This is a genomic window from Marinactinospora rubrisoli (assembly GCF_042664915.1).
GTDB classification, from domain to species: Bacteria; Actinomycetota; Actinomycetes; order Streptosporangiales; family Streptosporangiaceae; genus Marinitenerispora; species Marinitenerispora rubrisoli.
This window is the reverse complement of record NZ_JBHTBH010000012.1, coordinates 50699-75740: the sequence shown is the minus strand read 5'-3', so window position 1 is coordinate 75740 and position 25042 is coordinate 50699. Positions and strand designations below refer to the sequence as shown.

Here is a 25042-nt window from a genome sequence, read left to right as displayed (position 1 = left end):
GGCAAGGCTTGCCTGCGTGATCCACGGCATGAAACGCGGTTTGCCTGCCGGGACTGATTTACGCCACACTGATGTTGTGAAAAACATGGGCCGTGATCAGCGGACGTGGGGAAGCGCCGTGCCGGGCGCCTCCCGGCCGTCCCCTGCCGAGCACGGGGCCGAGACCGGCACCCGCGCCCGGGTGGCACGGCTCATCCTGGAGCACGGCCCGATCACCGCGGCCACACTGGGGGAGCGGCTCGGACTGACGCCGGCGGCCATCCGCCGCCACCTTGACAACCTCATGCAGGAGGGCATGGTCGAAGCGCGCGACGCCCGCCCCCGCGGACGGCGCGGGCGGGGCCGCCCGGCCCGGGTGTTCGCCATCACCGGCGCCGGCCGCGACACCTTCGGCCACGGCTACGACGACCTCGCCACCAACGCGCTCCGGTTCCTCGCCGAGAAGGCCGGGCCCGCCGCCGTGAGCGAGTTCGCCCGCCGGCAGGTGGCCGACCTCGAACGCCGCTACCGGCCGATGCTCGCCAAAGTGCCGCCGCAGCAGCGCGCCCGGCTGCTCGCCGAGGCGCTGTCCTCCGACGGCTACGCCGCCTCCGCCGGCGAGGCCCCGGCTCCGGGCGGCGGCGAGCAGCTCTGCCAGCACCACTGCCCGGTGGCGCACGTCGCCGCCGAGTTCCCGGAACTGTGCGAGGCCGAGATCGAGCTGTTCGCCCGCCTCCTCGGCACACCGGTCCGCCGCCTCGCCACCATCGCGCACGGCGACGCCGTCTGCACCACCCACATCAGCCCCCGCGACATCAACATCCCGGAAACGAAGGCCGGCCCGGACGCCGAACCGGGCGGCCGTCGCCAGACCAGGACGTCCCGTCCAGGAGGATCCGCGTAATGACGTCTACCGCGCACCCCGAGCTCGAAGGGCTCGGCACCTACGAATACGGCTGGGCCGACCCCGACGTGGCCGGCGCCTCCGCTCGCCGTGGCCTGAACGAGGAGGTCGTCCGCGACATCTCGGGCAAGAAGCACGAGCCGGAGTGGATGCAGAACCTCCGCCTGAAGGCGCTGCGGCTGTTCGGCAAGAAGCCGCTGCCCGCCTGGGGTGCCGACCTGTCCAAGATCGACTTCGACAACATCAAGTACTTCGTCCGGTCCACGGAGAAGCAGGCCGCCTCCTGGGAGGAACTGCCCGAGGACATCAAGAACACCTACGACAAGCTGGGCATCCCCGAGGCGGAGAAGCAGCGGCTGGTCGCAGGCGTCGCGGCGCAGTACGAGTCCGAGGTCGTCTACCACCAGATCCGCGAGGACCTGGAGGCACAGGGCGTCATCTTCCTGGACACCGACACCGCGCTGCGTGAGCACCCGGAGCTGTTCAAGGAGTACTTCGGCACCGTGATCCCGGCCGGCGACAACAAGTTCGCCGCGCTGAACACCGCCGTGTGGAGCGGGGGCTCCTTCATCTACGTGCCCAAGAACGTGCACGTGGAGATCCCGCTGCAGGCCTACTTCCGGATCAACACCGAGAACATGGGCCAGTTCGAGCGGACCCTGATCATCGTCGACGAGGGCGCCTACGTCCACTACGTCGAGGGCTGCACCGCGCCCATCTACAAGTCCGACTCGCTGCACTCCGCGGTCGTCGAGATCATCGTCAAGAAGAACGCGCGCTGCCGCTACACGACCATCCAGAACTGGTCGAACAACGTCTACAACCTGGTCACCAAGCGCGCCGTCGCCTACGAGGGCGCCACCATGGAGTGGATCGACGGCAACATCGGCTCCCAGGTCACCATGAAGTACCCGGCCGTGTACCTCATGGGCGAGCACGCCAAGGGCGAGACCCTGTCCATCGCGTTCGCCGGCGAGGGCCAGCACCAGGACACCGGGTCCAAGATGGTGCACTGCGCTCCCAACACCTCCTCGACCATCATCTCCAAGTCGGTGGCGCGCGGCGGTGGCCGCGCCTCCTACCGCGGGCTGGTCCAGGTGCAGGAGGGCGCGGCGCACTCCAAGTCCACGGTGAAGTGCGACGCGCTGCTGATCGACACCGTCAGCCGGTCCGACACCTACCCCTACGTCGACGTCCGCGAGGACGACGTCGAAATGGGCCACGAGGCCACCGTCTCCAAGGTGAGCGAGGACCAGCTCTTCTACCTGATGAGCCGCGGGCTGGACGAGGACGAGGCCATGGCCATGATCGTGCGCGGGTTCGTCGAGCCCATCGCGCGCGAGCTGCCCATGGAGTACGCGCTGGAACTGAACCGGCTGATCGAGCTGCAGATGGAAGGAGCGGTTGGTTAAGCATGGCCAGCCCCAATCTCGGAATCACGGAGCACAGCCACGGGGCCGGGGAGATCCCCATCTCCAAGCTCGACACCCACGGCTCGTTCGACCTCAACGACTTCCCCGTGCCCAACGGCCGCGAGGAGGAGTGGCGGTTCACCCCGCTGCGGCGCCTGCGCGGGCTGCACGACGGGCGTGAGATCGCCGATGGCGTGGTGAAGGTCGACGTCCAGGCGCCGGCCGAGGTCGGCGTGGAGACCGTCGCCCGTGACGACGCCCGGCTCGGCCGGTCCTTCCTGCCCACCGACCGCGTCAGCGCCCTGGCCTACCAGGCGTTCACCGAGGCCACCATCGTCACCGTGCCGGCCGGCGCCACCGCCGCCGACCCCGTGTTCGTGCGGACCACCGGCGTCCGGCAGGGCGACGCCTACGGCCACCTGCTGGTCCACGTGCGGCCCAACGCCGCCGCCACGGTGGTGCTGGAGTACGCCGGCGCCTCGGTCTACGCCGACAACGTCGAGTTCGTCGTCGAGGACGGCGCCCGGCTCGACGTGGTCAGCCTCCAGGACTGGGACCGCGACGCCGTCCACGTGTCGCACCAGTACACGCGCGTCGGCCGCGACGCCCGGTTCCGCAGCTTCGTGGTCACCCTCGGCGGGGACCTCGTCCGGCTCTCGCCCAAGGTCGGCTACACCGGCCCCGGCGGCGACGCCGAGCTGCACGGGCTGTACTTCACCGGCGCCGGCCAGCACCACGAGCACCGCTCGCTCATCGACCACAACGTCTCCAACACCCGCAGCCGCGTCGAGTACAAGGGCGCGCTGAGCGGCGAGGACGCGCACGCCGTGTGGATCGGCGACGTGATCATCGGTGAGGGCACCCAGGGCACCGACTCCTACGAGCACAACCGCAATCTGGTGCTCACCGACGGCACCCGGGTGGACTCCGTCCCCAACCTGGAGATCTTCACCGGGGAGGTCGAGGGAGCCGGCCACGCCAGCGCGAGCGGACGGCTGGACGACATCCACCTGTTCTACCTGCAGTCGCGCGGCATTCCCGCCGCCGAGGCCCGCCGCCTGGTGATCCGCGGGTTCTTCGCCGACCTCATCAACCGCATCGAGGTGCCGGAGCTGCGGGAACGCATCATGGCCGAGGTCGAGGAGAAGCTGGCACTGCATGAGTGACGGAACGTTCGTCCGGGCGTGCGCCCTCGCCGACATCCCCGACGAGGGGGCGCTCGGCGTCGAGATCGACGACACCCCCGTGGCGCTGGTGCGCAGCGAGGGCGAGGTCTACGCGGTGAGCGACATCTGCTCGCACGCCGAGGTGAACCTCTCCGAGGGCGAGGTCGAGGACGGCACGATCGAGTGCTGGCTGCACGGCTCCTGCTTCGACCTGCGCTCCGGAAAGCCGATCAACCCGCCGGCGACCCGCCCGATACCCACCTACCCAGTGAAGATCGACGGCGAAGACGTGCTCGTCTCGCTGGACCCGAAGGATGCTTGAGGCTGAACACTGATGACCAAGTTTGAGATTCGCGGACTGCGCGCCGACGTCCTCATCGGCGCCGAGGAGCGCCAGGAGATCCTCAAGGGCGTCGACCTCACCATCAACTCCGGTGAGACCCACGCCATCATGGGTCCCAACGGCTCCGGCAAGTCCACCCTGGCCTACGCGATCGCCGGCCACCCCAAGTACGAGATCACCGCGGGAGAGGTGCTCCTCGACGGCGAGAACGTCCTGGAGATGAGCGTCGACGAGCGCGCCCGGGCCGGCCTCTTCCTGGCCATGCAGTACCCCGTCGAGGTCCCCGGCGTCTCCATGTCGAACTTCCTGCGCAGCGCCGTCACCGCGGTGCGCGGCGAGGCGCCCAAGCTGCGGGTGTTCTCCAAGGAGCTGCGCCAGGCCATGGGCAACCTGTCCATCGACGACGCCTTCGCCTCCCGCGGCGTCAACGAGGGATTCTCCGGCGGCGAGAAGAAGCGCCACGAGATCCTGCAGCTGGAACTGCTCAAGCCGAAGGTCGCCATCCTCGACGAGACCGACTCCGGCCTCGACGTCGACGCCCTCAAGGTGGTGTCCGAGGGCATCAACCGCGCCCGGGCCACCGGCGAGGTCGGCGTCATGCTGATCACCCACTACACCCGCATCCTGCAGTACGTGCGCCCCGACCACGTGCACGTCTTCGCGAACGGCCAGGTCGCCGAGTCCGGCGGCCCGGAGCTCGCCGACGTGCTGGAGTCCGAGGGCTACGAGCGATTCGTGAAGGCAGGCGCTTCCCAGTGACCCGCAGCGAGCTGGGGCTGCTCGACGTGGACGCGATCCGGGCCGATTTCCCGATCCTGGGCCGGACCGTCCGCGACGGGCGCCCGCTGGTGTACCTCGACTCCGGGGCGACCTCGCAGAAGCCCCGGCAGGTCCTCGAAGCCGAGCGGGAGTTCTACGAACGGCACAACGCGGCGGTGCACCGCGGCGCGCACCAGCTCGCTGAGGAGGCCACCGACGGTTACGAGTCGGCGCGCGCCACCATCGCCGCCTTCATCGGGGCCGACGCCGACGAGGTGGTGTTCGCCAAGAACGCCACCGAGGCGGTCAACATCGTCGCCTACGCCATGAGCAACGCCGCCACGGCCGGCGAGGAGCTGTCCCGGCTCCGCGTCGGCCCGGGCGACGAGATCGTCGTCACCGAGATGGAGCACCACGCCAACCTGGTGCCGTGGCAGGAGCTGTGCCGCCGCACCGGCGCCACCCTGCGCTGGTTCGGCGTCACCGACGAGGGGCGCCTGGACCTGTCCGACCTCGACGGCCTGGTGAACGAGCGCACCCGGATGGTCGCGCTCACCCACCAGTCCAACGTGCTCGGCACGGTCAACCCGGTGCGCGAGATCGCCGAGCGGGCCCACCAGGTGGGCGCGCTGGTGCTGGTGGACGGCGCCCAGTCGGTGCCGCACCTGCCGGTCGACGTGCGCGAACTCGGCGTGGACTTCCTGGTGTTCTCCGGGCACAAGATGCTCGGCCCCAACGGCATCGGCGTGCTGTGGGGGCGGCGCGAGCTGCTCGCCGCCATGCCGCCCGTGATCACCGGCGGCTCCATGATCGGGGTGGTCCACATGGACCACTCCACGTGGGCCGACCCGCCGCAGCGATTCGAGGCGGGGGTGCCCATGGCGCCGCAAGCCGTGGGACTCGCCGCGGCGTGCGACTACCTCGGCGCCATCGGCATGGCCGAGGTCGCGGCGCACGAGCACGCGCTCACCGAGTACGCGCTCAAGCACGTGGCGGCCCTCGACGGGGTCCGGATCATCGGCCCGGCCGAGGCCGAGGACCGCGGCGGCGCGGTGTCGTTCACCGTGGACGGCATTCACCCGCACGACGTCGGGCAGGTCCTGGACGACCGGGGCGTGGCCGTGCGGGTCGGGCACCACTGTGCGTGGCCGCTGCACCGGCGCTTCGGGATCGTGGCGACCACCCGTGCCTCGTTCTACCTGTACAACTCGTTCGCCGACATCGACGCGCTGGTCGAGGGGATCCAGGCCGCGCAGCGCTTCTTCGGCACCGGCCCGGCGCGTTAGGAGGGCCGTCGAACCGATGCAGCTGGAGACGATGTACCAGGAGATCATCCTGGATCACTACCGCAATCCCCACAACAAGGGGCTGCGGGACCCCTACAACGCCGAGGCGCACCACATCAACCCCACGTGCGGGGACGAGGTGACGCTGCGCGTGACCCTCGCGCCCAGCGGCGAGGTCCTCGACGGCAACGCCACCGTCAAGGACGTCTCCTACGACAGCCTGGGCTGCTCGATCAGCCAGGCCAGCGCCTCGGTGCTGACCGACCTGCTGATCGGCCGCAGCGTCGACGAGGGGATGCGGGTGCTGGAGGAGTTCACCGCGCTCATGCACTCCAAGGGGCACGGCGAACCGGACGAGGACGTGCTGGAGGACGCGGTGGCCTTCGCCGGCGTGTCGAAATACCCTGCACGTATCAAGTGCGCCCTGCTCGCCTGGATGGCGTGGAAGGACGCGACCGCCAAGTCACTGGCCACAGAGAAGGAGGGCGCCTCATGACCGAGAACCAGACCGCTTCGGCCGCGAGCCCCGCGGAGGGCGACGAGGCGCTGCGCGAGGAGATCGAGGAGGCGCTGAAGGACGTCATCGACCCCGAGCTGGGGGTCAATGTGGTGGACCTCGGCCTTCTCTACGGGTGCTCCATCGACACCGACGTCATCACGCTGGACATGACGCTGACCAGTGCGGCCTGCCCGCTCACCGACGTGATCGAGGACCAGGCGAGCAGCGCCCTGGCGGAGTTCGAGCGCGAGGTGCGGGTCAACTGGGTGTGGATGCCGCCGTGGGGCCCCGACAAGATCACCGAGGACGGCCGGGACCAGCTGCGGATGCTCGGCTTCAACGTGTGAGCCCCGCCCGATGCCGTGGCGGCACCTCGGCGGTGTGACGCCGTGCCGCGGTGGCCGCCCGGTGGCCCGCCCCCGAACGGGGTCGGGCCACCGGCATGTCAGGGGTGCGGCGGCAGCTCGACCGTCCGGGTCGACTCCACGACCGTGAAGCCCAGCCGGTCGTAGCCGCCGCGCGCCGGATTGCCTTCGGTCACCGCCAGGCGCACCTCCGTGCCGCCGTCGGCGGCGGCACGGGCCAGCGTGTAGCGCAGCAGCAGGCCGCCGAGCCCGGCGTAGGCGGGCGTCGGGTCGCGGAACAGCAGGCTGATCCATGGCCGGCCCTCATGCTCGTGGACCAGGATCGCCGCGACCACCCGACCGGCGGTGCCGTCCTTGCGCACGTCACCGGCGGCGCGCTCGGTGACCAGCGCCGAGCTCGGCAGCAGCGGGCCCATGATCCGGCCGGCGAGCAGTGGGCCCAGCTCGGCGGCGACCGCCTCCGTGTCGGACATCGCGCGGTGGTCCGGGTGGCCGGGGCCGAACGCGGCCCGCCACGCCGGCATCAGATCGGCCGCGGGCCGGTCGCACGCGGTCACCCGGCGGCCCGGACCGGGATCGGGGGCCGCCCACGCGGCGGGCGGCGGGTCCGTCACCAGATCCCGGCGCATGAGATGCGCGTGCCGGACCTCACGGGCGCCGTCGGCCACCAGCCGCGCGCCGAGCTCGGTGGGCACGGCCACCGCCCAGCCGGCGAGATGGTCTTGGATCGCCGCCACCGGATCGGCGGCGAACACCGCCAGATCGCGCGCGAACGGGCGGCCGAGGCGTTCGCCGGCCAGGAAGCGCAGCACCGGCCGGCCCGCTGCGTCGGTGATCGTGGTCGGCCCGGGCGACGGCCGGCCGGCGGGAGCGTCAGTGCGCGGCATAGAGGGTGGGCCGCAGTTCCGCCACGATATCGGTGTCGCCGCGCTTGGTGAGCAGGTCGAGGAGGTGGTCGGCGTCCACCAGGGCGGCGTCGTCCTCGCTGATCCGGCGGGCGATGATCTCCAGCGCCTCGTCGGTCGTGGCGGGAGCGGTGTAGCCGATGAGGTGCAGTGCCTTGCTGGTCGGCCCGTGCTCGGTGAGATCCGCGCCGGGCAGCCGCCGGGCGTCGAGCTGGTCGCCGTTGACGGTGATGAACACCCGGTCGCCGGGCTGCGCGGAGAGGCGGCGCAGCAGCGGGCGCAGCGAGTCGAACGCGGGCTGGTCGCGCCACACCAGCACCAGCAGATCGGCGCCGGGAGCGGTCAGGCAGAGCAGCCGGCCGGGCTGCAGCCCCAGGTGCGTCGCGTAGCCGGGCGGGACGGTCACCGGCGCGCCGTTGAGGTGGTCGGCGCTGACGTCGACCCGGTGCCACCAGCGGCCGTCCGGCGCCCGGAAGCAGCGCGGCGATGTCGTGACGTCGAGCTGCGGTTCCTGGCGCGGCGGCGCCACGCTGGGCCGCCGCCGGATGGGCAGCCCGTTGGCCGTGGTGGAGCCCGCCGAGCCCGGCTGCACCGCGCCGTGCCCGGCGAACTCGGCCGTGGGGGCGGGCGGCGCCAGCGGCACCGACTCGTCCACCACCACGTAGCCGTCGAGCAGGCTCACGCCCGGGGTGCTCAGCAGCCAGGCGCGCAGCGCCTGCGGACGCAGCCCCAGCTTCGCCAGCCGGACACCGGCCTCGGTGAGGGTGGGCCGGCCGGCCACGAGCTGGCGGGTCTGCCAGCGCAGCTGGTGCGGGTCGGTGGCGACCAGCCAGCCGTCGTGCAGCCGCCGGTCGGTGAACAGCGTGATGACCACCCGCCACAGCGGGGTGCCCAGGGCGGGGATCTCCACCGGGTGGTCGGGGTGGGCGCCGATGAGGTGGTCGATCGTGGTGGCGACGCCGAGCCGCTCGGACAGCTCCCGCTGGTGCGCGGTCACCGGGGCGCCGTCGGGGGAGGCGAGCCAGTGCAGCAGGCGCTCCTCGACGGTGCGCTGGGCGTTGCGGATCTCGCCGATGTCCACCTGGATCTGGTCGGCGAGCACCCGGATGCTGACCGGGTCGGCCGCGAACAGCCGGGCCGAGGCGACGGCGCGTTCCAGCTCCCCCCATCCGGCGAACAACTGGTCCAGCAGCTCCACGAGCGGGTGCTCGCCCGGCGCGGTGACGGTGCGGGCGGGCTCGGGGGCGGCAGCGGGGGACTCAGCGCGCAGCTCCGCCCGCAGTGCCTTGGGCGGGCCGAACGCCGGCCGGCGCAGCGTGCGCCCCGGACCGAGCAGCGAGCTGCGCGGCCGGCGGCCGTTGAGGCCGTCGGCCGTGGCGGCACGGGCCGGGCGCGGCCGCTGGGTCTCCTCCACCGGCTCGGCCTCGCCGTCGCGGTTGGCGCGCAGGGCCCGCAGGGTGCGGATGGCCCGGGTCGCCGGGCTCTGCGGAGGTTCCTCGCCGTTCTCCGCGGTCTCGGCGCCGGTGGCGCTGGTCAGGTAGGCGAGGGCGCTGCGCACGTGCTCGGGCGCGGTGGTCGGCATCCAGTTGGCGATGGTGCGGACGGCCTCGATGACGAGCGCGGGGGAGGGGGTAGGGCCGCCGCTGGTGTCACGGGTGAACGGGTGCACGGCCCGCCACATCACCATGCTGACCACTTCGAGCAGCCCGCAGTTGTCGGGGTACCCCCAGTCGCGCATGGCGGCGGGGGAGGCGGCGACCAGCTGGTCCCAGCCGCCCGCCGTGGCGAGGACCGCGCCGCGCACGGGCTCGGCGATCTCGTCCATGTCGACCGACAGCGCCCGCAGCGTCGGCATGAACTCGCCGAGGGTGAGGTGGTCCCACTGCTCGACCGCCAGGCGGGCGAGGCAGTGCGCGAGCCAGGTCGGGCCGGCGATGTCGAGCACGCGCGGCAACGGCAGCGAGCGCCACCAGCCTTCCACCAGCCGGGAGTGTCGCAGGATCTCGCACACGTCGCTGGACTTGCTCCAGCGCAGTGCGGGGGCGAGGTCGGTGAGGCAGATCGGGGAGACGGCGTTCATCTGCTGGGGACCTCGACCTCCTGGGCGTCGGCTCGCGAACCGTTGGGGGCGGCACGGGCGTCTCGGGTGTGCGCTACACATTACGCGCCCCCGTGCGGACGTGGATGCCGAGACGTGCTTTCGGCCTCATCGTCCCACCGCATGGGTGGCACGTCAGGTGTCGCGGCCGTCCGCGGTCACGTCGCGGTGCCGACCTCCCGCAGATCGTACGTGCGCCGACGGCTCCTGGGTAGACCCGGCCGGGCGGGCCGCACCGGCGGCCCCGGGACCGGGAAGGCGCGGCTCACCGGCCGGGGCACCGGGCAGATAGCACCAAATTCAACAAACATGTGGCCGAAGTCACAAGTAGAGTGTGGCCGCCCGGTCACCAGGTGAGACCGGGTGACGCCGCCGCCGGCGTCCGGCACGTGGGCCGGCGAGGCCGGTGGCCGGGAGAAGCGGACCGGACATCGTACCGGAGCCGCCGTGCCGGGCCACTGGCGCGCCGGATGTCCACGGCCCGGTGAGCGCGGGGCGCCGCGGGGCGGCCGAGAGTCCCGTTGCCCTGGTCAGCGCTATGCTGGACAGGTCGTCGTATCCCGCCCCTTCACCCCGACGGCCCGCCGGGGCGCCGCGGAGGGGGCCGGTGACCTGCATCCCCCCGTGATCGTGGCGTCGCGCACACCGTGCCGGCCCGCATGATTGGTAGCCGTGACTGACCTGGACACACATCCCCCTGGAAGCGCTCAGGCGGACGCCCCGGCGGTCATACGGTCCTACATCGCCATCGGCGACAGCATCACCGAGGGGCTGGACGACCCGCGCGCGGACGGCAGCTACCGCGGTTTCGCCGACCGGCTCGCCGAACACCTGGGTGCCGGCGTCCCGGACTTCCGCTACGCCAACCTCGCGGTTCGCGGCCGGCGGATGCGGCACATCTTCGGCGAACAGCTCGACCAGACGCTCCGCTCGCGGCCGGACCTGGTCACGGTGCACGCCGGCGGTAACGACGTGCTGCGGCCCAACACCGACCTCGACCTGCTCGCCCGCGAGTACGAACGCGGCATCCGGCGGCTCCGCACGGCCGGCATCCGGGTGGTCATCCTGTCCGGGCACGACACCGGGTGGATCCCGGTGCTGCGCGTGTACCGGGGGCGCATCGCGGTGTTCAGCATGCACCTGCGCGCCATCGCCGAGCGCAACGGCTGCGACATCGTCGACCTGTGGGCGATGTCCGCGCTGAACGACCCGCGGGCCTGGAGCCCGGACCGGCTGCACTTCAACGGCACGGGGCACCGCATCGTCGCCGCCCGCATCGCCGAACTGCTCGGCCACCCCTTCGGCGGCCCCGAGGAGTGGATGCGGCCCTGGCGGACCCCGCCGCCCGCGGTGCCGCTCGTCGTGCGCCGCCGCGACAACGTCCGGTGGGCCCGCGACCACCTGGTGCCGTGGCTGAGCCGTCGCGCGCTGGGCCGGTCCTCGGGAGACGGCCGACTGCCCAAGCGCCCGCGCCTGGTCGCGCTCAGGGACGAGCCATGCGGTGGAGGCGACTGAGGGGCCTCACTCCCGTGCCAGGCTGCGGATGAGGTCGCCGACCCGTACCACGCCGACGCACTGGCCGAACTCGTTCACCGCGATGAGGTCGTCGTACACCCGCTCCTGGCCGGCGCCGGCCGCCCGCAGCGCGGCCATCGCCGGGATGTCGCGGGCCACGGTACGCGGCGAGTCCGCGAGCCGCGCGGCCGGCCGTTTGGCGTGCAGCGCGTGCCCGTACGGCCCGGTCACCGCCAGCAGGAACCGCGTGCGGTCCAGCGAAGCGACCGGCCGCTCCCGGACGTCGACCAGGACGACGCTGGTGAGGGCGGTGTCCGCGCTGAACACGTCCAGCACCTCCTCGGCCGTGGTGGCCTCGCTCATGGTCACCGCGGGCACCACGAACTCCGACACCCGCGGGCCGAGGTCCAGCCCGGGCGCGGTCGACACCAGCGCGGTGTCGGGGAGCGGTGTCACCCGGTCGCCCGGCGCCCAGCCGTCGTCGGCGAAGAACGGCCCCTCGGCGAGCCGGACCCCCGCCCGCCGCAGCGCCACGAGCTGCGTCACCGTGCTGACCCCGGCCGCCAGCGGGAAGATCCCGGAGCCGCGCCCAATGCGGGCCAGCCCCTCGACCACGGCGGTCAGGCGTTCGTCGCCGGGCACCCCCGCCACGTAGGCCGGATCCACCCGGAACACGAAGGGGGCGATCCGCAGCAGCAGGTCCGGCTCGACGGACGCGGTGCCCAGGGCGCACCGGAACCCGGCCTCCCGAAGGTGGGCGACGCCGCGCACCAGCCGGTCGCGCGGCAGGTCGCGCAGCTCCGCGCCGACCATGAGCGTGACGTCGCGCGGCCGCCGTCCGGCGCGGCGCAGCCCGTGCTCGACCAGCGTGAACGGCTCGGGGCCGACGGTGAGCAGCGGCGCCGGTATCGGCAGCACCAACGGCAGCAGCGTCTCGCGCCCGGCGGCACGCCGGGCCAGCCGGGCGAGCCATTCGGCCTGGGCCGCTGCGTCCTGGGCGGGGGGAGCGGCCGCCGCGGGTTCGGCCGCCACGGCGAGCACGGCGCCGGAATCGAGGTCGACGATGGGACGGAACCACAGGGCGTCATCCGGCTGGTCACCGTGGACACCCTCGCCGCCGGCCGGCGCGCCGGCGCGCGGGTCGGAGGCTGGGAGAGGTTCTCGGCTGGGCGACACCCGCCCATCATGACGCCGGTCAAGATCACTGACCAGGGGCGACGGGAGTGACATGAATCCAGTTCACGTATTGTTCGCCGTCGCGCGCCGCCGCATTCACCCGCCGCCGGGGCGCTGGAGCGGGGCGTCACCGTGCCCGCGCGAGCCGTCACACCAGGGCGCCGCCCCACCCGGAAAGCGATGGGCGCCCGGTCGGCTCTGCCGACCGGGCGCCCATCGCATTCCAGGCGATCCGCCTACAGCGGGATGTTGCCGTGCACCCCCCGCGCCGACGGCGCGGTGACGATGGCCTCCGCCAGGGCCGTCCGGGTCCGCTCCGGCGCGATCACCTCATCGATCACCCCGAGCTCGCGGGCCCGATCCAGACCTCCGGCCTGCTTCTCCTGCTCGGCGGCCAGCTGGGCCTCCAGGGCCGGACGCTCCTGCTCCGGGACCGCGGCGAGCTTCTTGCGGTGCAGGATGCGCACGGCCGCCACCGGGCCCATCACGGCGATCTCCGCGGACGGCCAGGCGAACACCCGGGTGGCGCCGAGCGAGCGGGAGTTCATCGCGATGTACGCGCCGCCATAGGACTTCCGGGTCACCAGCGTCACCCGCGGCACCGTCGCCTCGGCGAACGCGTGCAGCAGCTTCGCGCCGCGCCGCACCACACCGTCCCACTCCTGGCCCACACCGGGCAGGTAGCCCGGCGTGTCCACCAGGACGACGAGCGGGACGCCGAACGAGTCGCACATCCGCACGAAACGGGCGGCCTTCTCCGCCGACTTGGAATCCAGGCAACCCCCCAGCCGCAGCGGGTTGTTCGCGACCACCCCCACCGTGCGGCCACCGAGCCGGCCGAGCGCGGTCACCATGTTCGGCGCGTACTTCGCCTGCAGCTCGACCGACTCCTCGCCGAGCGGGGAGTCCAGCACGCCGTCCACGAGCGGCCGGACGTCGTAGGCCCGGCGCGCCGACTCCGGCAGCACCCCGCCGAGGTCGACGTCGGCCACCTCCGCCGTCCGCAGCTGGCCCTGGTGGCCGAGCAGCAGCGCCAGCCGCCGCCCTTGCACCATGGCGGCGGTGTCGTCCGGAGCCGTGACGTGCACGACCCCGCTGCGCCGCCCATGCGCGTCCACGCCGCCCAGCTCCTCGGCGGTGATCTGCTCGCCGGTCACGCTGCGCACCACATCGGGGCCGGTCACGAAGACCTTGCCGCCCTGCGACATGACGACGATGTCGGTCAGCGCCGGACCGTACGCCGCCCCGCCCGCGGCCGGGCCCAGCACCACCGAGATCTGCGGTACGACACCCGAGGCCCGCGTCATGGCGGCGAACACCCGGCCGACCGCGTGCAGGCTCTCCACCCCCTCCGCCAGCCGGGCGCCGCCGGAGTGCCACAGCCCGACCACCGGAATCCGCTCACGCACCGCGTACTCGTAGGCGACCTCGATGGCCGCGCACCCCGCGGTGCCCATGGCGCCGCCCTGGATCCGGGCGTCGTTGGCGAACGCGACGGCGGGCATCCCACTGATCCGGCCCACCGCGGACAGCGCGGCGCTGTCGTCCTCGGCGGTGATGAGCCGCAGCGAGCCCTCGTCGAAGAACGCGGTGAGCCGGACGTGCGGGTCGCGCGGATCCTGCGGTCGGGCGGTCGCCGAGGTCGCGGCCGGCGCCTCGACCACTCGGTTGTCGGTGACAGTCACGTGGGCCAGCTCCTTCGAGGAAGCGGTCGGGTCGCCTCCGTGGCGAATGAACGGAGGGATGCGAGCGGAACGGTGGCCGCCGCCCGGGACGGGTCTGGAGAACACGATGATGACCGGACGGGCGCTCCCGCGGCCGGTGGGCGCGCGGGACGCCGGCGACGCGGCGCGCCGGCCGGCACGCCGCGTTCGGCGACGGACGCCGCGGTGGTCGCGGCGCCCGGAGTCCGGTGCGGCGCTCCGCGCCCGGTCAGGGGCGGCGGAAGGCGATGGCGATGTTGTGACCGCCGAAGCCGAACGACTGGTTGAGAGCGCCGACGGCGCCGGCCGACAGCTCGCGCGGCTTGTCGCGCACCACGTCGACCACGACACCCGGGTCGAGCTCGTTGATGTTGATGGTGGGCGGGATCTGGCCGTGGTGCAGGGCCAGGACCGTGGCGATGGACTCCACCGCGCCGGCACCGCCCAGCAGGTGGCCGGTCATGGACTTGGTCGAGGTGACCGCCACCTCATCGGCGGCGGAGTCGCCGAGCGCCTCGCGGATGGCGACCGTCTCGCCGACGTCGCCCGCGGGCGTGGACGTGGCGTGCGCGTTGACGTGCGCGATGTCGCTCGCCTTGAGGTCGGCGTCGGCCAGCGCGGCCAGGATGGCCCGCCGCTGCCCGTCCTGGTGCGGCTGCACGAGGTCGTAGGCGTCGCAGGTGGCCCCGGAGCCGGCGGCGACCGCGTAGACCCGGGCGCCGCGCGCCCGGGCGTGCTCGGCGGACTCCAGCACGCCGATGCCGGCGCCGTCGCCCATGACGAAGCCGTCCCGGTCGGCGTCGAACGGGCGCGACGCGCCCTGCGGGTCGTCGTTGCGGGTGGAAAGCGCGCGCATCGCCGCGAAGGACGCGAGGTTCAGGGGGTGGATCGCGGCCTCGGTGCCGCCGGCGATGACGATGTCGGCGCGGCCGGACCTGATCATCTGGATGCCGTTGGCGATGGCCTCGGCGCTGGACGCGCACGCGCTGACGGGCGCGTGCGCACCGGCGCGAGCGGTGAACTCCAGCGCCACCGCGGCCACCGGCCCGTTCGGCATCAGCATCGGAACCGTGAAGGGCGAGACCCGCCGCCAGCCCTTCTCACGGAAGGTGTCGTACTGGTTGAGGATCGTCAGGATGCCGCCGATCCCGCTGGAGACCACGGCGCCCAGCCGCTCCGGCTCGACCTCCGGCGCGCCGGCGTCCTGCCAGGCCTCGTGCGCGGCGATCAGCGAGAACTGCTGGGTGCGGTCGAGGCGGCGCAGCCGGTGCCGCTCCAGCTTCGTGGACGGCTCTTCGACGGCGCGACCGGCGAACTGCACCGGCAGTTCGGCGGCCCAGTCCTCCTCGATCGTCTGGATACCGGACCGACCTTCGAGGAGCGCGGACCAGGTAGTGGCGACGTCACCTCCCAGCGGGGTGGTGGCGCCGAGGCCGGTGACGACGACTTCGGTAGTACTCATTGGTCGATCGCCCTTCTCGTTGGTCGATCCCCGACCTCGAAAGTCGGTGGAAGTGCGGTGGCTGGTGGACCTGGTGGACTCGGCGCCGCGGCGGCGGGCCGCGGTGCCCGCCGCCGCGACGGCGGGCACCCGGGCGACGTCCTACTTCTGGATGAAGGTGATGACGTCCTGGACCGTCTTGAGGTCCTTGAGCTGGTCGTCGGGGATCTCGACGCCGAACTTGTCCTGGGCGGCGACGGCGATCTCCACCATCGACAGGGAGTCGATGTCGAGGTCGTCGACGAAGCTCTTCTCCGGGGTGACCTGGTCGGCCGGGACGCCGGCGACCTCGTCGATGATCTCCCCGAGGCCGGCCAGGATCTCCTCTTCGGTGTGCGTCGCCATGTGCGGTCTGCTCCTTCGTTTCTGTCGTTCGTTCACCGCGGCGGCCCGGCGCATGCCGAAGTGCCGCCTGCGTGGGTTCTAGGGAATCCGCAGCACCTGGGCCGCGTAGGTAAGACCGGCACCGAATCCCAGGGTGAGGACGGTGCTTCCCGAGGGCAGCTCGCCACGCCCGACCATGCGCGAGAGGGCGAGCGGGACCGACGCGGACGAGGTGTTGCCCGCCGTGACAATATCGCGGGCGATGATCGCCTGCGGCGCGCCCAGCTTCCTGGCGATCGCCTCGATGATGCGCAGGTTGGCCTGGTGGGGCACGAACGCGGTCAGCTCCTCGGGCCGCACGCCGGCCCGCTCCAGCGCCTTGAGGGCCACCGGGTACAGCTCGGTGGTGGTCCACCGGAAGACGGTCTGGCCCTCCTGGTAAAGGTAGGCGTGGTCGCGCAGGTGGATCTTGTCGGCGCGGTCGCCGGAGCTGCCCCAGACCACCGGGCCGATCTCGGCGGTGGCGCTGGCGCCCACCACCGCGGCGCCGGCGCCGTCGGCGAAGATCACACAGGTCGAGCGGTCGGTCCAGTCGATCCAGTCCGACAGCTTCTCCGCGCCGATGACCAGCACGTTGCGGGCCGAGCCGCCGTGCACGGCGTCGTTGGCCAGCGACAGGGCGTAGCAGAACCCGGCGCAGGCGGCGTTGACGTCGAACGCCCCGGGGGAGGTGATGCCGAGCCGGGCGGCGACCGTGGCGGCGGCGTTGGGGATCTGGTCGCGCTGCGTGCAGGTGGCGACGATCACCAGGTCGATGTCCTCGGCGGCCAGCCCGCTGGCGGCCAGCGCCTTGCCACCGGCGGCAACGGCCATGTCGGCCACCGTCTCGTCCTCGGCCGCGATCCGCCGCTCCTTGATGCCGACGCGGCTCTGGATCCACTCATCGGAGGTGTCGACCGTCCGGGCGAGGTCGTCGTTGGTGACCACCTTGCTGGGCTGGTACTCGCCGAAGGCGAGAACGCGTGCGCCGGCTGGCGCGGGTGCGGTGTTCATCAGGCGGCACCTTCCGGGTCGGCGGGGGTCAGGCCGGCGTGCTCCTTGACCAGGCCGCGGGCCCGGTCGAGGTCGTCGGGGGTCTTCACCGCGAGCAGTTCGACGCCGCGCAGCGCGCGCTTGGCCAGGCCCACCAGGGTGCCGGCGGGCGGAAGCTCGATGATGGCGGTCACCCCGAGGTCGGCCAGCGTCTGAGTGCAGGCGTCCCAGCGCACGGGCGAGCTGATCTGGGAGACCAGACGGTCGAGGTATTCACGGCCACTGGTGACCACGGTGCCGTCGCGGTTGGACAGCAGCCGGGTGCGGGGGTCGGCCACGGTGACGTCCTGGGCGACGGCGCGCACCCGCTCCACCGCGGGCGCCATGTGGTGGGTGTGGAAGGCGCCCGCCACGGAGAGCGAGCGCAGCCGTGCCCGGGCCGGCGGCGCCTCGGCGAACGCGGCCAGTTGCTCGGTGGTGCCGGCGGCGACGATCTGCCCGGAGCCGTTGTCGTTGGCGGCGGTCAGCCCGGCGGCCTCGACGGCGGCGAGGACCTCGTCGCGGTCGCCGCCGAGGACCGCGGTCATCCCGGTGGCGGTCGCGGCGGCGGCCTCGGCCATGCCGCGCCCGCGCTCCCGGACCAGCCGGAGCGCGTCCTCGGGGGAGAGCACCCCGGCGATCCCGGCGGCGGCGAACTCGCCGACGCTGTGCCCGGCCACCGCGTCGATCGAGTCCGGCGCGGCGTCGAGGCCGTCGAACAGCGCCGCGGCGGCGGCGAGCCCGGCGCTCACGAGCAGGGGCTGCGCGACGGCGGTGTCACGGATCTCCTCGGCGTCGGCGGTGGTGCCGTACCGCGCCAGATCGAGTTCGGTGACGGACGACCATCGGTCGAACCGCTCGGCCATGCCGGGCAGTTCGAGCCATGGGGACAGGAAGCCGGGAACCTGGGCGCCTTGGCCGGGAGCGACGATTACAAGCACGACATCCACCTTGCCCTGTAGAACATCACCAGCTTGATGAGGACTGGCACGAAGTTTAGGACGTGCGGTTTGTATGATCCCTACAAAACGGCCGTTCTCCGCGCCGGAATCGCGTGTCGCATGTCACGTTCTGACCGGCCGGTAGCCGGACCGCGGTCCATCCGGCGCCCGTCCGCGCCCGCCGGAGTGCCACCCTGGAGTCGTGATCATCGAGCCCACCGACCTGACGCCACAGCCCACCGGCACGGGAGCCGACGCGCCCGCCCACGCCGTCACCGGGCACCGTCCGGAGCGCCGCGGCGATCGGGGCGGTGCCGCGAACGGCTCCGGCGGAGCCGGGGTGTGCGCGGACCGGCCGGACACCCCGGACAGCGTGCGAGCCGAGACCGTGCGCCGGCTGGAGCGCGCCATGGGGGCGCTCGGCACCGCGGCCGTGGCGCGCATGGAGAGCCGGCTCTCCTGGTTCCGCGCCATGTCCGCCGAGGACCGCTCGTGGGTCGGGCTGGTGGCGCAGTCCGGCGTGGCGGCGTTCGTGGACTGGTTCAAGAACGCCAACCGCGGCCGTCCGGCCATCACCGTCGAGGTGTTCGGCACCGCGCCACGGGAGCTCACCCGCTCGGTGTCGCTGCAGCAGACCGTCGAGATGATCCGCGTCATGATCGACGTGGTGGAGGCGCAGGTCGACGACCTCGCCGCGCCCGGCGGCGAGCAGCAGCTGCGTGAGGCCGTGCTCCGCTACACCCGTGAGGTGGCGTTCAGCTCGGCGCGGATCTACGCCCGCGCCGCCGAGGCGCGCGGCGCCTGGGACGCCCGGCTGGAGGCGCTGATCGTGGACGCGCTGCTGCACGGCGACCGCGAGGAGGGCCTGCACACGTGGGGGTCGGCATTGGGCTGGTCGCGCACGCCCGTGCTCGCGGTGGCCGGACACGTGACCGACGCGGACGGCGAGCCGGTGCTGGACGAGATCCGGATGCTCGCCCGGCGCGCGGGGCACGACGTGCTGGCCGGGACCCAGGGCGACCGCGTGGTCGTGGTCATCGGCGTCGGCGAACAGCACGGCGCCGATCCGATGGCGGCGGCGAGTCCCCTCGCCGGTCTGTTCGGCCCGGGGCCGGTCGTGGTCGGGCCACCGGTGCCCGATCTGCCGTCCGCCGGACGTTCGGCGGGAGCCGCGATCAGCGGGCTGCGCGCCGCCCTCGCCTGGCCGGATGCGCCCCGGCCGGTCTCCGCCGAGGATCTGCTGCCCGAGCGCGCCCTGGACGGTGACGCCGCCGCCCGCCGCCGGCTCGTCGAGGGCGTCTTCCGGCCGCTGCAGCGCGCCGGTTCGCCGTTGCTGGACACCCTCGCGGTGTACCTGGAACACGCTTCGTCGTTGGAGGCGACCGCCCGGATGCTCTTCGTGCATCCGAACACGGTGCGTTACCGTCTCGGCCGCGTCGCCGACCTCACGGGGTTCGCGCCGTCGGACGGCCGGGGCTCGTTCGTGCTCCGGGTCGCCATGGCGCTGGGCCGGCTGGCCGAGCGCGACGCCGCCGCCCGGAACTGACCCTCCGGCCGCCGGAACCCGGCGGCGATGCGGACCGTTGGACGGAGCAGGGAAGCGGGCGTGACGTGCGCGATCGGCGGTGCGCCCGCGACGCGGACGGCCGATCGCGATCGCCGGCCGATCGCGGTGAACTTCCGGTGCGGGATGGGCGTCCAGTGGAGGGAGAGCGGCGCGCGTCGCGGTGTGAAAACCGGATAACGTGGACTGTGACCGGTTCGTCACGAAGCGTTGCTGAATCGGACTGTTCGGTGACGGTGCGTCGCGAGTGTCAATTGGTCATTTCGGGGGAAGTCCCCCGTGCAACTGCACATAGCTCGGGGTTGGGGGTGCCATGACTGTGGCCGGCGTGAGGAAGCTGTACACGACAGTGGTGGAGGCCATACGGCGACCCACCTGGCTCGGTCAGCTCAGACGCCAGGTCCTGTTCTTCGTTCCGCTACCGGTTCCGCTGTTCGCTCTACTCGCACTCGTCCACCAGATGCAGTGGTCCGCTCCCGGCTGGACCATCCTCGTGTCGGGCTCGGTCGCGGTGGCGGCGCTCGTGCTCGCCTTCGTGGTGCAGCCCACGCCACTGCCGGAGGGGCTGTCGGCGGAGGCGTCGGTGCGGCGCTCGCTGTACCGGTTCCGCCAGATCACCGCCGTGCGCATCGGGCTGGCGCTCACGCCGATCGCGGTCGGCACGGGTGCCTCGCTCGCCGGCGGCGGCCTCTTCCCCTTCATCGCCGCCCTGCTGCTCGCGTGGCCGCAGTTGCTGCTCGCACTGCCCGGCTTCTACACGGTCTCACGGGCCCGTAAGGCCATGGAGGCGTGGGGCACCAAGGCCTACCTGTGGGCGGCGCTGGCCCAGCCCGCCGCCGTGGAGTGGCCGCTGGTGACCGCGCTGGCCCGCCGGGTCCGCGCCGCCCGGGCCCGGTCCGCCGGCCACGCCGACGCGGACGGCGGCACCACCCCCGACTCCGACACCGACGGCACCCCCGACGACCACGCCGGCCTCCCCGAGCGCTGGGCGGTACCGGCCAGCCAGCCCCCGCAGCGACCCGAGGTCTTCATCCCGGGAATGACGGTGGCCCCCGCCGCGCGGGCGGTCCAGCGTGGCCGGACCTCCGGCCGCCGCCGTACCCGGCGCGAGGCGGCCCCGTCCCGCCCCAAGGCGAAGAACTGAGCACCCCCGAGAGCACACCGAATCCCCCAACGCGGCGGGCCGCCACCGGATCACTCCGGTAGCGGCCCGTTCCGCGTGTGCGGCCCGCGCCCCGGGGGCCCCGTTCCGCTCGGCCGCTGGTGCGGTGCCGCCCGGTCGGGGTCGTCGGTTGCGGGCGCTGGGTGGGTCGTCGCGTGGTGTTTTCTGGTCGCGCTCGCCGTGTGGCTTGCTTTCGCCGTCGACGAGGATGGGTCTTGGGCGGTCGGGGTCGTCGGTTGCGGGCGCTGGGTGGGTCGTCGCGTGGTGTTTTCTGGTCGCGCTCGCCGTCTCGCTTGCCTTCGCCGAGGACGAGGAGGGGCCTTCGGCGGTCGGGGTCGTCGGTTGCGGGCGCTGGGTGGGTCGTCGCGTGGTGTTTTCTGGTCGCGCTCGCCGTCTGGCTTGCCTTCGCCGAGGACGAGGAGGGGCCTTCGGCGGTCGGGGTCGTCGGTTGCGGGCGCTGGGTGGGTCGTCGCGTGGTGTTTTCTGGTCGCGCTCGCCGTCTCGCTTCCCTCCGACGACGACGAGGAGGGGCCTTCGGCGGTCGGCGTCGTCGGCTCCGGGCGCTCGACGGCTCGCGCTCCGGCGGAGTCAATCCGTCGCGGTCTCCAGCGCGATAAAGGCGTCCACCAGTTGCCGCTCGGCGGTGTCCAGATAGTCGGACAGCCGCTGGGTGGCTAGCTCCACCTCGCCCGCGCACAGCAGCCGGTGGATCTCGCGGTTGAGCACCAGGTAGGGCTCGTGGTACTCGCGCGGCGCCGCCATCACGTGGAACATCAGCCGCATCTCGGCCAGCAGCTGGCGCATGGTCTCGACCACCCGTCGGCTGCCGGTGAGCCCGGCGATCGCCTCGTGGAAGAGCATGTTCGCGGTGCCGAGCGCCTGCCAGTCCGCCGCCCGCGCGGCCTCCTCCCCGTCACGGACCGCGGCGCCGACGGCGTCGACCGCGCCCGGCGGTGCCGTGACGGCCCCGCGTATCGCGGACAACTCCAGGACGCGGCGGATCCGGTACAGATCGATCACGTCGTCCACGGTCGGCTTGGCCACCGACACCCCGTGGTGCGGTCGGCGTACCAGCAGGCGCTCGTGGATGAGCAGCAGGAACGCCTCGCGCAGGGTGTTGCGCGCGACTCCCAGATCGGTGAAGATCTCCCGCTCCGACAGGCGGGCACCGGGTTTGAGGGATCCGTCGATGATCCGGCGGCGCAGGGTCTCGGCGACCAGTTCCGCGGTACTCGGGGGCCGCTCCAGCCCTGACTTCGCCCCGGTCGGCCATTCGACCCCGCCCGCCACGGTCACGCCCGCACTCTCCGTTCGCCGATCCTCGTGTGTTGCCTGGTCACGCTCGCCGCCTCGCTTTCCTGCGCCGCCGGCACGGGGTGCTGCGCCCGGGGTGTCGACGGCCGCGGGCACTGGGCGGTCGCGCTTCGCCTCCCCATTCTGGTGGATTCCCGGCTCGGGCCTGCCGGAGCGGCCACCCCACGCGGACCGGCGCCGGGCCGGGAACACGGTAACGAGGTTGTAACCTGCGAAGCCTTGTCGTATTGCAGGATTGTTCAACAATAGGACGGACGCTCCGACAATGTCGTCCGTCACCCACATCGGCCCCAGTCCCCAAGCGAGGCCCGCATGAGCGAGTCCCCAGCCTCCGTCAGCTCCACCGCCGCCACGGTCCGCCGGCGTCGCGGCACGCTGCTCGGCGCCATGTTCCTGATGGCCACCAGCGCCATCGGTCCCGGCTTCATCACCCAGACCACCAACTTCACCGCGCAGCTCGGTGCGGCCTTCGCCTTCGCGATCCTCGTGTCGATCGTGGTCGACATCGCCGTCCAGCTGAATCTGTGGCGGGTGATCGGGGTGGCCGGTGTGCACGCCCAGGACTTGGCCAACCAGGTGCTGCCCGGTGCCGGCTACCTGCTCGCCGCCCTGATCGTCTTCGGCGGCCTCATCTTCAACATCGGCAACATCGCCGGCACCGCGCTCGGCCTCGACGCGCTGTTCGGGCTGGACGTCAAGATCGGCGGTGCCGTCTCCGCGCTGATCGCCATCGGCATCCTCGCCAGCCGCCGGGCCGGCGTCGCCATGGACCGCATCATCGTGGTGCTCGGGGTGCTGATGATCGTCCTGACACTGTACGTCGCGGTGGTCTCCGGCCCACCCGTCGGCGAGGCGCTGCGCCAGTCGGTGCTTCCGGACGAGATCGGCTGGGTCGCGATCGTCACCATCATCGGCGGCACCGTCGGCGGCTACATCAGCTACTCGGGCGCGCACCGCCTGATCGACACCGGTGTCAAAGGCCCCGAGAACGTGGGCGCCATCAGCCGGGCGTCGGTGACCGGAGTCATCGTCACCGCCGTCATGCGGGTGCTGCTCTTCCTCGCCGTTCTGGGCGTGGTCGCGGGCGGGGTGGACCTGCTCGCGGCCGAGAACCCGCCCGCGGCGGCGTTCGCAGCGGCGGCCGGCGAGGTCGGACTGAGGCTGTTCGGCGTGATCATCTGGGCCGCCGCGATCAGCTCGGTCATCGGCGCCTCCTACACCTCGGTGTCCTTCGTCGCCGGATTCTCCCCGTGGCTCGGCCGCAACCGCGGCTGGCTGGTGGCCGGCTTCATCGCGCTGTCCACCGTGATCTACCTGCTGCTCGGCCAGGCCCCCACCACCCTGCTCGTCCTGGCCGGCGCCTTGAACGGGCTCATCCTCCCCGTGGGCATGGGCATCATGCTCTGGGTCGCGGCGCGCCGCTCGCACGACCTGCTGCACGGTTACCGCTACCCGGTGTGGCTGCTGGCGATCGGCGTGCTCGCCTGGCTGCTGACGATCTACATCGCGTGGCAGTCGCTGTCCGGTATCGCCGCGCTGTGGCAGTGACCGAACGGGCAGACAACAGGTGGAAGTCCAGCGGAGCGGAGAGATAGGAGAAACCGTGCGTATCGACCTCAACTCCGATCTGGGGGAGAGCTTCGGGCGGTGGACGCTGGGCGACGACGCGGCGCTGCTGGCCATCGTCACCAGCGCCAACGTCGCCTGCGGCTTCCACGCCGGCGACCCCAGCGTGCTCCGGCGGACCTGCGCCGAGGCGGCGCGGCAGGGCGTCGTCATCGGGGCGCAGGTCGGCTACCGCGACCTCGCCGGGTTCGGCCGCCGGTTCATCGACGTGCCACCGGCCGAGCTGACCGATGAGGTGATCTACCAGATCGGCGCTCTGGAGGCGTTCGCCCGCGTCGCCGGCGAGCGGGTGCGGTACGTCAAGCCGCACGGCGCCCTGTACAACACGATCGTGCACCACGAGGAGCAGGCGGCCGCGGTGGTCGAGGCGGTGCGGCTCTACGACCCGGAACTGCCCGTGCTCGGCCTGCCGGGCTCGGTATGGCTGCGCCGGGCCGCCGACGCCGGGCTGCGGACGATCCGCGAGGCGTTCGCCGACCGCGCCTACACCCCCCAGGGCACGCTGGTGTCCCGCCGCGAACGCGGCGCCCTGCTCCACGACCCGGACCAGGTGGCGGAGCGCTGTGTGCGCATCGCCCGTGGGGAGCCGATCGAGGCGATCGACGGCTCGCCCCTGACCATCGAGGCCGACTCGATCTGCGTGCACGGCGACAGCCCCGGAGCGGTGCACATGGCCCAGGCGGTGGCCGCACGGCTCGCCGCCGCCGGGGTGGACCTGGTCCCGTTCGCCGGCGCATGACCCGGGGACTTCGCCCGATCCGCGGTCTCCGGCCCCGGCCGGAGACCACCACGCCGCCCAGGAGGGAAGACCAGCGTTGCGCATCCTGAGCTGCGCCGACCACGGCGTCCTCGTCGAGGTGGCCGACCTCGACGAGGTGCTGGCGCTGGACGCGGCACTGCGCGCCGACCCGCCGCCGGGCGTTACCGAGGTCGTGCCGGCCGCCCGCACCGTTCTGGTGCGGGTCCGGCCGGGCTCAGGCGACGTCGGCGCGGTCGCGGCGGCCATCCGCGCGCTGCGGCCCGGCCGGAGCCGGCGAACGGCGGCGGGGGAGCTGGAGGTCCCGGTGACCTACGACGGCGCCGACCTGTCCGAGGTCGCCCGGCTGACCGGGCTGACCGAGCGCGAGGTGGTCCAGGCGCACACCGCCGCGTCCTGGACCGTGGCGTTCTGCGGCTTCGCCCCCGGATTCGGCTACCTGGTGGGCGACGACCCGCGGTTGCACGTCCCACGGCGGCCGCAGTCCCGCACCCGGGTGCCGGCCGGTGCGGTGGCGCTGGCCGGTGAGTTCACCGGGGTGTACCCGCGCCAGTCGCCCGGCGGCTGGCAGCTCATCGGGCGCACCGACGTGGCGGTCTGGGACCTGGAACGGGACCCGCCCGGCCTGCTGCGCCCTGGAGTGCGTGTGAGGTTCGTGGCGGTATGACCGTG

23 protein-coding genes are annotated in these 25042 nt (G+C 72.8%); 14 read left to right on the top strand and 9 right to left on the bottom strand.

Annotation, left to right across the window (positions count from 1 at the left end; translation table 11 throughout):
- Window positions 1–85 precede the first annotated feature (85 nt).
- Genes ACFQRF_RS22370 through ACFQRF_RS22335 form a run of 8 tightly spaced genes read left to right on the top strand, consistent with a single transcriptional unit; the run spans window position 86 to window position 6695 of the window.
- A complete protein-coding gene (locus ACFQRF_RS22370; protein WP_379873122.1) occupies window positions 86–883 on the top strand; it encodes a helix-turn-helix transcriptional regulator in 798 nt (265 codons plus the stop codon).
- Window positions 883–2295: a Fe-S cluster assembly protein SufB gene (gene sufB / locus ACFQRF_RS22365; protein ID WP_379873121.1), complete on the top strand. Its 1413-nt coding sequence runs from the start codon at window positions 883–885 to the stop codon at window positions 2293–2295. The genes ACFQRF_RS22370 and sufB overlap by 1 nt, the downstream gene beginning before the upstream one ends.
- Before the next feature lie 2 nt (window positions 2296–2297).
- Window positions 2298–3461, top strand: a complete 1164-nt coding sequence (gene sufD / locus ACFQRF_RS22360; protein WP_379873120.1) for a Fe-S cluster assembly protein SufD — start codon at window positions 2298–2300, stop codon at window positions 3459–3461.
- The gene (locus tag ACFQRF_RS22355; RefSeq protein WP_379873119.1) at window positions 3454–3783 is read left to right on the top strand and encodes a non-heme iron oxygenase ferredoxin subunit; all 330 of its coding nucleotides are present in this window, start codon (window positions 3454–3456) and stop codon (window positions 3781–3783) included. The genes sufD and ACFQRF_RS22355 overlap by 8 nt, the downstream gene beginning before the upstream one ends.
- A 12-nt stretch (window positions 3784–3795) precedes the next feature.
- Complete coding sequence (gene sufC / locus ACFQRF_RS22350) at window positions 3796–4563, top strand: Fe-S cluster assembly ATPase SufC (RefSeq protein WP_379873118.1); 768 nt, start codon at window positions 3796–3798, stop codon at window positions 4561–4563.
- Window positions 4560–5849, top strand: a complete 1290-nt coding sequence (locus ACFQRF_RS22345) for a cysteine desulfurase (RefSeq protein ID WP_379873117.1) — start codon at window positions 4560–4562, stop codon at window positions 5847–5849. The genes sufC and ACFQRF_RS22345 overlap by 4 nt, the downstream gene beginning before the upstream one ends.
- A gap of 16 nt (window positions 5850–5865) precedes the next feature.
- A complete protein-coding gene (gene sufU, locus ACFQRF_RS22340) occupies window positions 5866–6345 on the top strand; it encodes a Fe-S cluster assembly sulfur transfer protein SufU (RefSeq protein ID WP_379873116.1) in 480 nt (159 codons plus the stop codon).
- Complete coding sequence (locus ACFQRF_RS22335; protein WP_379873115.1) at window positions 6342–6695, top strand: metal-sulfur cluster assembly factor; 354 nt, start codon at window positions 6342–6344, stop codon at window positions 6693–6695. The genes sufU and ACFQRF_RS22335 overlap by 4 nt, the downstream gene beginning before the upstream one ends.
- Before the next feature lie 98 nt (window positions 6696–6793).
- Here ACFQRF_RS22335 and ACFQRF_RS22330 read toward each other — a convergent pair whose 3' ends face one another.
- Together ACFQRF_RS22330 and ACFQRF_RS22325 are read right to left on the bottom strand one after the other, a co-directional pair.
- Window positions 6794–7600: a GNAT family N-acetyltransferase gene (locus ACFQRF_RS22330; protein ID WP_379873114.1), complete on the bottom strand. Its 807-nt coding sequence runs from the start codon at window positions 7598–7600 to the stop codon at window positions 6794–6796.
- Window positions 7587–9698: a hypothetical protein gene (locus ACFQRF_RS22325; RefSeq protein ID WP_379873113.1), complete on the bottom strand. Its 2112-nt coding sequence runs from the start codon at window positions 9696–9698 to the stop codon at window positions 7587–7589. The genes ACFQRF_RS22330 and ACFQRF_RS22325 overlap by 14 nt, the downstream gene beginning before the upstream one ends.
- Before the next feature lie 759 nt (window positions 9699–10457).
- Here ACFQRF_RS22325 and ACFQRF_RS22320 point away from each other — a divergent pair.
- Window positions 10458–11231, top strand: a complete 774-nt coding sequence (locus tag ACFQRF_RS22320) for an SGNH/GDSL hydrolase family protein (protein ID WP_379873234.1) — start codon at window positions 10458–10460, stop codon at window positions 11229–11231.
- A gap of 6 nt (window positions 11232–11237) precedes the next feature.
- Here the strand turns inward: ACFQRF_RS22320 and ACFQRF_RS22315 are convergent, their stop codons facing one another.
- The 6 genes from ACFQRF_RS22315 to ACFQRF_RS22290 all read right to left on the bottom strand — a co-directional run bounded on the left by ACFQRF_RS22315 (window position 11238) and on the right by ACFQRF_RS22290 (window position 17872).
- A complete protein-coding gene (locus ACFQRF_RS22315; protein ID WP_379873112.1) occupies window positions 11238–12407 on the bottom strand; it encodes an EAL domain-containing protein in 1170 nt (389 codons plus the stop codon).
- Window positions 12408–12643: 236 nt separating this feature from the next.
- The gene (locus tag ACFQRF_RS22310; RefSeq protein ID WP_379873111.1) at window positions 12644–14092 is read right to left on the bottom strand and encodes an acyl-CoA carboxylase subunit beta; all 1449 of its coding nucleotides are present in this window, start codon (window positions 14090–14092) and stop codon (window positions 12644–12646) included.
- Window positions 14093–14339: 247 nt separating this feature from the next.
- Window positions 14340–15572, bottom strand: a complete 1233-nt coding sequence (locus ACFQRF_RS22305; protein WP_379873110.1) for a beta-ketoacyl-[acyl-carrier-protein] synthase family protein — start codon at window positions 15570–15572, stop codon at window positions 14340–14342.
- A gap of 141 nt (window positions 15573–15713) precedes the next feature.
- Complete coding sequence (locus ACFQRF_RS22300; protein WP_379873109.1) at window positions 15714–15956, bottom strand: acyl carrier protein; 243 nt, start codon at window positions 15954–15956, stop codon at window positions 15714–15716.
- Between the two features lie 78 nt (window positions 15957–16034).
- On the bottom strand, window positions 16035–16988 hold the full coding sequence (locus ACFQRF_RS22295; protein ID WP_379873108.1) for a beta-ketoacyl-ACP synthase III: 954 nt from the start codon (window positions 16986–16988) through the stop codon (window positions 16035–16037).
- Window positions 16988–17872: an ACP S-malonyltransferase gene (locus ACFQRF_RS22290; RefSeq protein WP_379873233.1), complete on the bottom strand. Its 885-nt coding sequence runs from the start codon at window positions 17870–17872 to the stop codon at window positions 16988–16990. The genes ACFQRF_RS22295 and ACFQRF_RS22290 overlap by 1 nt, the downstream gene beginning before the upstream one ends.
- Before the next feature lie 415 nt (window positions 17873–18287).
- Here ACFQRF_RS22290 and ACFQRF_RS22285 point away from each other — a divergent pair, with 415 nt between their 5' ends.
- Both ACFQRF_RS22285 and ACFQRF_RS22280 read left to right on the top strand, forming a co-directional pair.
- On the top strand, window positions 18288–19493 hold the full coding sequence (locus tag ACFQRF_RS22285; protein ID WP_379873232.1) for a PucR family transcriptional regulator: 1206 nt from the start codon (window positions 18288–18290) through the stop codon (window positions 19491–19493).
- Window positions 19494–19839: 346 nt separating this feature from the next.
- A complete protein-coding gene (locus tag ACFQRF_RS22280; RefSeq protein WP_379873107.1) occupies window positions 19840–20655 on the top strand; it encodes a hypothetical protein in 816 nt (271 codons plus the stop codon).
- Between the two features lie 606 nt (window positions 20656–21261).
- Here ACFQRF_RS22280 and ACFQRF_RS22275 read toward each other — a convergent pair.
- Window positions 21262–21969 (bottom strand): GntR family transcriptional regulator, encoded by a 708-nt coding sequence (locus ACFQRF_RS22275; RefSeq protein ID WP_379873106.1) that lies wholly within the window; start codon window positions 21967–21969, stop codon window positions 21262–21264.
- A gap of 330 nt (window positions 21970–22299) precedes the next feature.
- On the opposite strand from ACFQRF_RS22275, the gene ACFQRF_RS22270 reads away from it, so the two are divergent.
- The 3 genes from ACFQRF_RS22270 (at window position 22300) to ACFQRF_RS22260 (ending at window position 25037) form a co-directional block, all read left to right on the top strand.
- Window positions 22300–23535 carry an NRAMP family divalent metal transporter gene (locus ACFQRF_RS22270; protein ID WP_379873105.1) on the top strand — a complete coding sequence of 412 codons (1236 nt, stop codon included), beginning with the start codon at window positions 22300–22302 and terminating at the stop codon, window positions 23533–23535.
- 55 nt (window positions 23536–23590) lie between these two features.
- A complete protein-coding gene (locus ACFQRF_RS22265; RefSeq protein WP_379873104.1) occupies window positions 23591–24352 on the top strand; it encodes a LamB/YcsF family protein in 762 nt (253 codons plus the stop codon).
- 76 nt (window positions 24353–24428) lie between these two features.
- Entirely contained in the window at window positions 24429–25037 is a 609-nt protein-coding gene (locus tag ACFQRF_RS22260) for a 5-oxoprolinase subunit B family protein (RefSeq protein WP_379873103.1), read from the top strand.
- Window positions 25038–25042: the final 5 nt, after the last annotated feature.